The sequence below is a fragment of the Paraclostridium sp. MRS3W1 genome, from assembly GCF_032465715.1.
Lineage (GTDB): Bacteria > Bacillota > Clostridia > Peptostreptococcales > Peptostreptococcaceae > Paraclostridium > Paraclostridium dentum.
Genome location: NZ_JAWDJM010000118.1, coordinates 18,076 through 29,575 on the forward strand (window position 1 = coordinate 18,076; position 11,500 = coordinate 29,575).

General features: G+C 28.2%; 12 protein-coding genes. 11 read left to right on the plus strand and 1 reads right to left on the minus strand.

The window, feature by feature from the left end; genetic code table 11:
- The 9 genes from RWY47_RS09600 to RWY47_RS09640 all read left to right on the plus strand — a co-directional run bounded on the left by RWY47_RS09600 (position 1) and on the right by RWY47_RS09640 (position 9,154).
- On the plus strand, positions 1–1,530 hold the full coding sequence (locus RWY47_RS09600) for a UDP-glucose--hexose-1-phosphate uridylyltransferase (protein ID WP_224170627.1): 1,530 nt from the start codon (positions 1–3) through the stop codon (positions 1,528–1,530).
- Positions 1,520–2,563, plus strand: a complete 1,044-nt coding sequence (locus RWY47_RS09605; protein ID WP_021430546.1) for an aldose epimerase family protein — start codon at positions 1,520–1,522, stop codon at positions 2,561–2,563. Before RWY47_RS09600 ends, RWY47_RS09605 begins: the two co-directional genes overlap by 11 nt.
- A gap of 239 nt (positions 2,564–2,802) precedes the next feature.
- Complete coding sequence (locus RWY47_RS09610; RefSeq protein WP_021430547.1) at positions 2,803–3,807, plus strand: LacI family DNA-binding transcriptional regulator; 1,005 nt, start codon at positions 2,803–2,805, stop codon at positions 3,805–3,807.
- 12 nt (positions 3,808–3,819) lie between these two features.
- Positions 3,820–4,728 carry a ribokinase gene (gene rbsK, locus RWY47_RS09615; protein ID WP_021430548.1) on the plus strand — a complete coding sequence of 303 codons (909 nt, stop codon included), beginning with the start codon at positions 3,820–3,822 and terminating at the stop codon, positions 4,726–4,728.
- A 4-nt stretch (positions 4,729–4,732) separates the two neighbouring features.
- The gene (rbsD, locus tag RWY47_RS09620; RefSeq protein ID WP_046823047.1) at positions 4,733–5,128 is read left to right on the plus strand and encodes a D-ribose pyranase; all 396 of its coding nucleotides are present in this window, start codon (positions 4,733–4,735) and stop codon (positions 5,126–5,128) included.
- A 31-nt stretch (positions 5,129–5,159) separates the two neighbouring features.
- A complete protein-coding gene (rbsA, locus tag RWY47_RS09625; RefSeq protein WP_021430550.1) occupies positions 5,160–6,650 on the plus strand; it encodes a ribose ABC transporter ATP-binding protein RbsA in 1,491 nt (496 codons plus the stop codon).
- Between the two features lie 2 nt (positions 6,651–6,652).
- Positions 6,653–7,621, plus strand: a complete 969-nt coding sequence (rbsC, locus tag RWY47_RS09630) for a ribose ABC transporter permease (protein ID WP_021430551.1) — start codon at positions 6,653–6,655, stop codon at positions 7,619–7,621.
- Between the two features lie 15 nt (positions 7,622–7,636).
- Positions 7,637–8,530, plus strand: coding sequence for a ribose ABC transporter substrate-binding protein RbsB (gene rbsB, locus RWY47_RS09635; protein ID WP_021432808.1), 894 nt, complete (start codon positions 7,637–7,639; stop codon positions 8,528–8,530).
- Between the two features lie 117 nt (positions 8,531–8,647).
- Entirely contained in the window at positions 8,648–9,154 is a 507-nt protein-coding gene (locus RWY47_RS09640; RefSeq protein WP_021430553.1) for a PaaI family thioesterase, read from the plus strand.
- Positions 9,155–9,301: 147 nt separating this feature from the next.
- Here the strand turns inward: RWY47_RS09640 and RWY47_RS09645 are convergent, their stop codons facing one another.
- Positions 9,302–10,123 (minus strand): nitroreductase family protein, encoded by an 822-nt coding sequence (locus RWY47_RS09645; RefSeq protein WP_168931303.1) that lies wholly within the window; start codon positions 10,121–10,123, stop codon positions 9,302–9,304.
- Between the two features lie 178 nt (positions 10,124–10,301).
- On the opposite strand from RWY47_RS09645, the gene RWY47_RS09650 reads away from it, so the two are divergent.
- Together RWY47_RS09650 and RWY47_RS09655 are read left to right on the plus strand one after the other, a co-directional pair.
- Positions 10,302–11,195, plus strand: coding sequence for a LysR family transcriptional regulator (locus tag RWY47_RS09650; RefSeq protein WP_142730076.1), 894 nt, complete (start codon positions 10,302–10,304; stop codon positions 11,193–11,195).
- A 34-nt stretch (positions 11,196–11,229) separates the two neighbouring features.
- Positions 11,230–11,500 (plus strand): hypothetical protein (locus RWY47_RS09655; protein ID WP_316030310.1); only part of this gene is annotated, 271 nt, incomplete at its 3' end.

Consider the following 11,500-nt stretch of genomic DNA (forward strand, 5'->3'; position numbering starts at 1 on the left):
ATGAGTATATATATGGAATTTGAAAGGCTTATAAAATATGGATTAAAACACAATCTTTTTGAATATGAAGATATTTGCTATATAAGAAATTCTCTTATTGAATTATTTGAATTAGATGAATATATTTTAGAAAATGATGTAAGTTATACTTCTAATCTAGAAGATATAATTAATAATTTATTAAATTATGCTTATGACATGGGTATATTAGAATCTAATACATCAGTATATAGAGATTTATTAGATACAAAAATAATGAGTTTACTCATACCAAGACCATCTGAAGTTATACGAGAATTTAATATTAGGTATAAGGAAGATAAAGTAAGTGCTACAAATTATTTATACAATTTAAGCAAAGCGTGTGATTATGTTAGAACTAATAGGATTAAAGAAAATATAACTTGGAAAACAAACACTGAGTATGGAGATATAGATATAACTATAAATTTGTCTAAGCCCGAAAAAGATCCTAAAGCAATAGCTAAAGCTAAGTTTTTGAAGGAATCATCTTATCCAATGTGTCTGTTATGCAAAGAAAATGTAGGTTATAAAGGTAGATTAAATCATCCTGCAAGACAAAATTTAAGGACCGTACCTATAAATTTATGTAATAAAAAATATCACTTACAGTATTCTCCTTATTCATATTATAATGAACACTGTATAATTTTTTCAGATAAACATGAAGCTATGCAAATAAATAAGAGTACCTTTGATAAAAACTTAGATTTTGTAGACCAATTTCCTCATTATTTTATAGGATCTAATGCAGACTTGCCTATTGTAGGAGGATCGATATTAAGTCATGATCATTATCAAGGAGGGCGATACAACTTTGCTATGGAAAATGCTAAAGTTATTAGTGAGTTTTGTATAGATGGATATGAGGATGTTAAAGTATCGATTGTAAAGTGGCCGCTATCTGTACTTAGACTTTGCTCTGATGATAAATATAAAATAAGTGAACTGGCAAACTACATACTAAATCATTGGAAAACTTATTCTGATGAATATGTTGATATATATTCTCATACGGGAATAACTTGTCACAATACAATAACGCCTATTATTAGAAAAAAAGATGATTCATATGAAATAGATTTAGTTTTAAGAAATAATAAAACAAGTGAGCTTCATCCAGACGGTATATTTCATCCGCATAAAGAATTACATAACATAAAGAAAGAAAACATAGGTCTTATAGAAGTTTTAGGATTAGCTGTATTACCATCTAGATTAAAAGATGAACTAAAAATAATAAAAGACTACCTATTAAATGAAAAGGATGAAAAATTTATAATTGAAAAAGTGCCTATCCATATAAATTGGATTAAGTATTTAAAATCTAAATACTCAATATTTGAAGAAAGTACTATAGATAAAATTTTAAAATGTGAAGTAGGAATAGTATTTAAACGTGTATTAGAAGATTGTGGGGTATTTAAACATAATAAAACTGGAGAAGAAGCTAGAGGTAGATATATAGAGAGTTTAAAAAAATATGTTGGAGTAAAAAATGAAATATAGTAAAAAAATTGTAGGTAAAATAGGTAATGAAGATATAATAGCTCATAACATTTTATATGAAAATGGATTTGAATTTGAAACACTAAATTTAGGTGGGATAATAACTAAGATAATAACTCCAGATAAAGACAATAATTTAGAAAATATTGTAGTTGGGTATAACAGTATAGATAGTTATAAGGCAAATCCTTCTTATATGGGAGCTATAATAGGAAGAACTTCAGGAAGAATAAATGAAGGAATAATTAAAATTGAAAATAAAGAATATAAATTATTTAAAAATTACGGCGAAAACCAAGGTCATGGAGGAAAATTTGGATTTGATAAAAAAATTTACGAAGTAGAAAGTATAGAAGCGGGGAATAGTATAACTTTAAAGTTAAAAGCTTTTAGCAAAGATATGGAGGAAAACTATCCTGGAAATTTAGATGTTGAAGTCAGTTTTAAACTAAGTGAAAATTTTCATATAAAACAAATATATAAAGCATATACAGATAAAACTACTTTAGTTAATATGACAAATCACACTTATTTTAATCTAAGTGGCAACTTAAAAGAATCTATTACTAAGCAGTGTATGAAAGTAGACAGCAACTACATACTAGAATTGGATAAAAATTGTATTCCTACAGGTAAATATATAAATGTAGAGAAAACTCCTTTTGATTTTAGATATTTAAAGTGTATAGGCCAAGATATCGATGATAAAAAAGATAAGCAGATACTAGTTGGTTTCGGTTATGACCATGTATTTATGCTTAATAAAGGTTATATACACTTAGAAGATAATATGTCTAAACGAGCTATGGATATAACTACAAATCAAGACTGTGTAGTTATATATAGCATGAACTTTACTGATGAATTAACTCTATATAATAATAAAACAAAACAAAGAAGATATGGAATCTGTTTTGAAACACAGGCTCCTCCAATAGGACATAATATGTGTTTTTTAGAAAATTCAATTCTTAATAAAGGAAGTATATACAATCAGGTTACAGAGTATAAATTCTATAATATTAATGATTAAACAGTGTATCATAAAGAAAAATAAAAAATAAAAAATGATTAAGTGTCTATTATAAGTGGTGAAAATGCTACAGTAATAGACGTTTTTTTTGCTTATTTAATTTGTGAAAACATTTTCAAAATGATATACAAATAAAAATATGTTGCATTAATTGGATATAGTGTGATATATTAATAAAAAAGGATAACCGGTAACCCTAAAAGTAGTACACTATACTAAAATTTTGGGAGGGGATTTATGTGGTAACAATTAAGGATATAGCAGAGTTAGCAGGGGTATCAAAAACTACAGTATCAAAAGTGTTAAACAATAAAGATGAAAAAATAAGCGATACTACACGAAAAAAAATTTTAGATATAGTAAAAGAAAAGAACTATAGACCTAATAAAATGGCTCAAAGTTTAGTAACAAAGAAAACTAAAACTATAGGAATTATTATTCCAGATATAAGAAACCCATTTTTTACAGATATAGTTAGGGGCGCAGAAGACAAGGCTGTTAAAGAAGGATATAATATTATCCTTTGCAACACAGATGAAAATGTAGAAAAAGAAATAAAAGCATTCAATACATTAGCAGATAAAATGGTAGATGGGATTATATTTGCTCCATCTTCTAAAATAGATTTAAATTCAAAAGAGTATAACTTATCGACTAAACCAATCGTTTTAGTAGATAAAAAACTAGATATTAAAAACTTAAAAGGTATCGTAAGTTTAGACAATGAAGAAGGAACTTATTTAGAAATAAATCACCTAGTAGGAAATAATCATAAAAAAATACTTTATTTAAGTGGACCTTTAAAAAATGAAATTGCGAGAGATAGATTAAAAGGTTATAAAAAAGCTTTAAAAGAAGCAAATATTGAATATGATGAAAAATTAGTATTACAAGGTGAATATTCTTTAGATTGGGGATATGAAATAATCCAAAGTTTAAAAGATATAAACTTTACGGCTATATGTGCAGCTAATGATTTAATAGCAATAGGAGCTATCAAAGCTTTAAAAGAAAGAAATATACATATACCAAAAGACATAAGCGTGGTTGGATTTGATGATATTCAAACTTCAAGTATAATTGAACCGCAACTTACAACTATAAATCAGAATTCATATGATATGGGATATGAATCAGCTAATATATTAATAAAAAATTTAGAAAAAAAAGAAGTTAATGATATAGAAAAAATGATTTTTAAGCCAGAACTTATAATAAGAAGTTCTACATCTCAAAAACTTTAGAGGAGGACGATTATGAAAAAAATATGTGTAATAGGTAGTTTAAACATGGACTTAGTAGTGAATGTTGATAACATGCCTAAAAAAGGACAAACATTAATAGGAAGCGACTTTAAGGAAGTACCAGGTGGAAAAGGTGCAAATCAAGCTGTAGCAATGGCAAGACTTGGTGGAGATGTAACTATGATTGGTAAAGTTGGGACAGATAGCTTTGGACAAACTTTAATAGATGCATTAAAAAATGATAATGTAAATACAACTTATGTACATAAAGAAGATGGTCCGACTGGAGTTGCGATGATAACTGTTGATAAAAATGCAGAAAATTCAATAGTAGTAGCACCAGGAGCAAACTTTAAAGTAAAAGAAAATGATATCGATAAGAATATTGATGCTATAAAAAATAGTGATATAGTAGTAGTTCAACTTGAAACACCACTTGAAACTATAAAATATGCACTAAAATCAGCTAAAGATTTAGGTAAATATACAATTTTAAATCCAGCACCTGCTGTTAAATTAGAAGACTCAATAATCAAGAATGTAGATTTACTTACACCTAATGAAACAGAGTTAGAGATTTTAAGTGGAGTAAGCATAAATTGTGAAGATGATATATTAAAAGCTGCTCAAACTATGATTGAAAAAGGTGTTAAAGAATTAATTGTAACATTAGGATCTAAAGGAAGTTTATATATAAATAAAGAAACATCTATGTTTAAAAAATCATATAAAGTAGATGCAGTAGATACTACAGCAGCAGGAGATAGTTATACTGGAGCTTTATCTGTAGCTTTCTCAAAAGGAGAAAATATAGAGGTTGCTATGGATTTTGCATCAAGAGTGGGAGCTTTATGTGTTACTAAAGAAGGTGCACAAAGTTCATTACCAACTCTAGCAGAAGTTGAAAGATTTAGGGGGTAAGGACATGAAAAAAGGCAAATTATTAAATAGTGAGATTTCATCTGTTATATCTCAAATGGGACATACAGACAGTTTAACTATAGGAGATTGTGGTCTTCCTATACCAAAAGATGTAAAAAGAATAGACTTAGCTCTTAAATATGGAGTTCCAAGTTTTTTAGATACATTAGATACAGTACTTGAAGAATTATGTGTAGAAGAAATAATAATAGCTGAAGAAATAAAAGAAGCAGCAGAACAAATGTATAAAGAAATATTAAATAGATTTGAAAATGTAAAAGTTACAATGGTAAAACATGAAGAGTTTAAAGTTATGACAAAGGATTCTCATGCTGTAATAAGAACTGGAGAATGTACTCCATACTCAAATATAATATTAAAATCAGGCGTTGTATTTTAGAAAAATTTTGTAAATCGAAAGGAGCACCTATATGAACAATCCAATTTTGCAGATGAAAAATATAGTTAAAGAGTTCCCTGGAGTTAAAGCACTAGATGGAGTTAACTTAGAACTTTATCCAGGTAAAGTAATGGCTTTAATGGGGGAAAATGGTGCAGGTAAATCAACACTTATGAAGGTCTTAAGTGGTGTTTACAAAAAAGATGGTGGACAAATATTCTACAATGGAAACTTAGAGGATATAAAAGGACCAAAAGATGCACAAGAAAAAGGTATAGCAATAATACATCAAGAGTTAAATTTAATACAAGATTTAACTATAGGTGAAAATATATTTTTAGGAAGAGAACCTAAAAAAGGATTTAAAATAGACTTTAAAAAGCTGTATGCAGAATCAGATAAATATTTAAATAAACTAAATATAAAAACTAGTTCAAAAGAATTAGTTGGTAATTTAAGTTTAGGACAACAACAAATGGTAGAAATAGCTAAAGCTTTATCTTTAGATGCAAAAATAATTATAATGGATGAACCAACAGATGCTCTTACGGATAAAGAAACAGAAAGCCTGTTTAAAGTAATAGAAGATTTAAAGAACGAAGGAAAAGCAATAGTATATATATCTCATAGATTGAAAGAAATATTTGAAATATGTGATTACATAACAGTTCTAAGAGACGGCAAATATGTAGGTAGTGAAGAAATCTGCAATTTAGACGAAGACAAAATGATAGAAATGATGGTTGGAAGAAAACTTACAGATCAATTTCCAAGACATGAAATTGAAAAAGGAAATATTGTATTAGATGTGAAAAATCTTTCAAATAGATATGTAGACAATGTATCTTTTAATGTTAGAAGTGGAGAAATTATAGGGATTGCAGGTCTTATGGGAGCGGGAAGAACAGAACTTGCAAAAACTATATATGGACACATAAGAAAAGAAAGCGGACAAGTTATTGTAAATGGTAAAGAGGTAACTAATAAGTCGGCAAAAGATGGATTAAAAAATAAAATAGCATATGTATCTGAGGATAGAAAAGGAGATGGTTTAATTCTTTCACTATCTGTTAGAGAAAATATGACAATATCATCATTAAATAGTTTATCTAGCATGTTTAGATTAAATAAAACTAAAGAAAATGAACAAGTAAAAGACTATATAAAAAAAATGAATATAAAAACTCCAACTGAAGAACAAATAATTAAAAACTTAAGTGGAGGAAATCAACAAAAGGTTGCAATAGCTAAGGCTCTAATGACAGACCCTGATGTACTTATACTTGATGAACCAACTCGTGGAGTTGACGTTGGTGCAAAAAAAGAAATATATGATCTTATAAATAAATTTAAAAGTCAAGGGAAAGCAGTAATAATGATATCTTCTGAAATGCCAGAAATACTTGGGCTAAGTGATAGAATATTAGTTTTAAGTCAAGGTAGATTAACTGGAGAGTTAGATATTAAAGATGCAACTCAAGAAAGTATATTAAAATATGCAGTTACAGTGAAGGAGGCTTAATTATGCAAGCTAAAGTGAGTCAAGAAAATAAACAAATGGATTTAAAAAGTATATTAATAAAGTACAAATCATTAGTTGGATTATTATTATTAATAGTTGTAGTTTCAATACTAAGTCCATCATTTTTAAGTAGTAGAAACATATTGAATATACTTAGACAAACATCTGTAAATGCTATAATTGCAGCAGGTATGACGTTTGTAATTTTAACAGGAGGAATTGATCTTTCTGTAGGATCTGTTCTTGCTTTAAGTGGGGCTTTTGCAGCATCTCTTTTAGCATCAGGTCAAAGTATAGTAGTTGCTGTTATAGCAGCTATAGTATGTGGAGCAGCAGTAGGATTTTTAAATGGATTTGTAATATCTAAAGGAAAATTACAACCATTTATAGCAACACTTGCAACAATGACAATACTTAGAGGTGTAACATTAGTGTTTACAGATGGAAAACCTATAACTCTAGGAAGTAATGGTTTAGCCATGGCATTTGGGAAAATAGGTGGAGGAACAGTATTTGGAATACCATCACCAGTTATCATAACTATATTAGTATTTGTAGCATGTTATTATATATTAAACCACACTAAAATGGGTAGATATACATATGCATTAGGTGGAAATGAAGAAGCAACTAAGTTATCAGGACTTAACACAGATAAAATAAAAATATGGGTATACACTATAAGTGGTATATTATCAGCAATAGCAGGTATTATAATAACTTCAAGATTATACTCAGCTCAACCTACAGCAGGTACAGGGTATGAACTAGATGCAATAGCAGCAGTTGTACTTGGAGGAACAAAGCTTACTGGAGGAAAGGGTAAAATAAGTGGAACGATAATAGGTGCACTTATAATAGGTGTTTTAAGTAATGCTCTTAACATATTAGATGTATCATCTTATTATCAAATGATGGTTAAAGGTATAGTTATATTAATAGCTGTACTATTAGATAGAAAAAGTAACTAAGAAAGGAAGATAGGAATGAAAAAATTTCTTTCAATAATGATGACTATAGTTTTATCAAGTTTTATGTTGGTAGGATGTAGCCAAAAAGAAGACGGAACTAAAAAAATAGGACTTATAGTATCAACACTAAATAATCCTTTCTTTGTAGATTTAAAAAAAGGTGTTGAAAAAGAAGCAAAAAAACTTGGATATGAAGTCGTAGTATTAGATTCTCAAAATGATCCGGCAAAAGAAGTATCTAACATGGAAGATATAACTGTTAAAAATGTAGATTTAGTATTACTAAATCCTGTTGATTCAGATTCAGCAGTAGCATCAGTTATGATTGCAAATAATGCAGATTTACCAGTTATGACTGTAGATAGAATTGCAAATGGTGGTAAAGTGGCATCTCATATTGCATCAGATAACATAGCTGGTGGAGATATGGCTGCTAAGTTTTTAATTGATAAATTAGGTAATAAAGGAAACATTGTTGAACTTGAAGGTATAGCTGGATCATCAGCAACAAGAGACAGAGGTAAAGGATTTGAAGATGGAATAAAGGGAAGTAACTTAAAAATTGTATCAAAACAATCGGCAGATTTTGATAGAACAAAGGGACTTACTGTTATGGAAAACATCATTCAATCTCAAGGGAAAATAGATGCAGTATTTGCACAAAATGATGAAATGGCTTTAGGAGCATCAAAAGCACTTGCAGATGCAAATATGAAAGATGTTTTAGTTGTAGGTTTTGATGCAACAGATGATGCTGTAGATGCAGTTAAAAAAGGTGATATGGCAGCGACAGTAGCTCAACAACCAATACTTATAGGTGAAACAGCAGTAAAAGAGGCTAATAAATATTTACAAGGTGAAAAGGTAAAAGATTTCGTACCTGTTAAATTGCAGTTAGTAACAAAATAAAAAAATACTAAGATGATTTTATCATCTTAGTATTTTTTTTATTCCTTCTTACATTGAGGTTTTTGTTATGCTATAATACTAAATGAATTAGGAACTTATAAAATTGGAGGTAAGACTATGAAACATAAAATTATAAAAAAACAAAATATAAGTAGTAATTGCGTAGTTTGTGGAGTTGATAATGATTTAAGTCTTAAAGCTAATTTTTATGAGCTAGACAATAATGAATTATTAGCAATATGTGATACGAAAGAATGGCATCAAAGTTATCCTGGAAGAATGCATGGTGGTATGTCTGCTGCAATATTAGATGAAACTATAGGTAGAGCTATAACTATGTTAGATGGAGAAGTTTGGGGAGTTACTGTTTCTCTAGATTTAAAGTATAAAAAGCCTGTCCCAACAGATTGCACTATAAAAGTAGTTGGAAGAATAACTAGAGATACTAGAAAGTTATTTGAAGGAACTGGAGAAATTATATTGCCGAATGGTGAAGTAGCTGTAACTGCAAAAGGAAAATATATGAAGTTACCGGTAAGTAGAATTATAGAAGACGAAGATGATTTAGCAAGAGAATGGTTAGAGGCAGAAAATGAGGAAGACATGGAATACATAGAATTATAAAAATTATACTTAAATTTATTTATTAAATGGAGTATTAAAAAATAAGTAGCTAAGGATTAGATTATAAGTTTTATTAATTTTGTAATCTAAATAAAAATTATAGTCTAATCCTATGAGACTTGTTATTTTAATACTCCTTTTTGTTATCTATTTCCAAGATATAACAGCGTCTTTTCTAGGTACAGTTCTTTGATACTTTACACTAGGATAGCCAATTATCATACAATTAACTATATGCTGATTTTCAGAAAGACCTAAAAATCTCATGATTTCTTTATTTTCTTGAGCTGCTTTTATAAAAAATCCACTAAAGAATGTTCCAAGGCCTAAGGCATTAGTCATAAGTTCCATATTGGAAGATGCTAGAGATGCATTAACAGGTGAATCAGAAACTACTAGAATTACTGCTGGAGCATTAAAGAATAAACCATCTCTTACAGTAGGATTTTCTTTATAAGCATTGTACATATTAATCCACATCTTTGCATATCTTTCAAAAGGTTTTGTTTCATCATTTAAATTTTCTAATAAAGTTGTTCCTAAATTGTATAAGCTGTCAAAGGCCATTTCTTTTAATTTCTCTATATTATCTTTTACAACTACATAAGAAACATTTTGAGAGTTGGTAGAAGTTTGAGTGAATCGCCCTGCTTCTATAATTTTATTTATTTTTTCAATTTCAACGTCTTGTTTCTTGAAATGTCTAACACTTCTTCTAAATTTTATGAAATTAAGTAAATTATCTTCATTTATAGTAAAACTATCTTTATCATAATTTAAAACTTCGTCCATATTATAATCATCTGTTGATACTGCATTTTTAGGACAGATTGCTATGCAATGTCCACATTTAAAGCAACTAACATTTTTAATTTGAGCTTTGCCATCAACAAGATCTATATCATTAACAATACAATCTTTTACGCAAAGGCTACACCCTATACATAAATCCTTATCTACTTTCATCATAATTAATACCTCCTAAAAATAAAAGTTTTGACTAATCAATAAATAAAATTTATAATTCTATATGACTATCAAGTATGTTTGAATTTGATTTATACTGATTATACCATCATAAAAATATTTATGTCTAATTCAAATTTTTCATATAACTATAACTTTTAGTTATAAAAAGGAGTGTATTATGAATTTACAACAATTAGAGTATTTTAAGGTTATAGCTGAAACAGAAAATTTCACAAAGGCTTCGAAAAAACTTTCAGTAACTCAACCAGCACTAAGCAAGGCTATTTCCAAATTAGAAGAAGAGTTGAAAGTTTCACTTTTTGAGAAAAAGGGTAGAAATATAAAGCTTACAGAATATGGAGAAGTATTTTTAACATACTCGAATAAAGCTTTGATTGAGATAGAAAATGGAATTAAAACTATAGGTAACATGCTTACTGAAAAAAATGAAACTATATTTATATCATCGACACCAAGGATAGGTGGATATTTTATGCATCTTATAATAAGTGATTTTTTAAATGAATATCCAAATGTAAAGTTTCAATTTAACCAGCAGTCAGCCCAAGAAGTTATAAATGATTTAAGTATGGGAAATATTGATATAGGATTTTATGATAGTAAAGATATAGATGAAAACAAATCTGAGATTGAATCTATACCTGTCAAAAAACAAGATTATGTTTTAATAGTACCCAAAAAACATAAATTTGCAAGTAGAAACGAAATATCTTTAAAAGAATTAAAAAATGAATCTTTTATAGCATTTTGTGAGAATAGTAAAGAAAAACTTATGTCATATACTGAAATATTGGGATATGCACCTAAAATTTCAATTCAGCCAGATGGTGCAAATATTGGAAGTGCAGTAGAGGGGCTAGTATCTATGGGAGCTGGAATTTCTATAGTTCCAAACACACCTATGATTAATAGTAATACCTTATCAATTATAAATATAAAGGAAGACATAAAAGAGAGAACTATATATATGGGAATTTCAAAAAAGTCTAAAATGAGCCAAGTAGCTACAAAGTTTAAAGAATATGTAATTAATTCAGCTAATATTAAATAAATTTAAAGAATTAAATAATGGGGAGATGAGCATTTTGAAGTTAAATAAAAAATGCGTAAGTATTATAATTATAGTATGTGTATGTACGTTTTTTATATTAGGATATATAGCTGTGGACTTTTTTAAAGTAGAGCACTATAGCAAGATAAATAATATTGTAGATGATAATTTAGGATTATTAAAATATAAAGTAAGTAAAGAAGAAAGAGGCGAAGTTGAAAAGTTAATATCTATAGGCAACTACTTAACTTTTAAAAGGATTGAAAAAAATAAAATTCAACCTAGTTTTTTAGAGAGTTCAATAT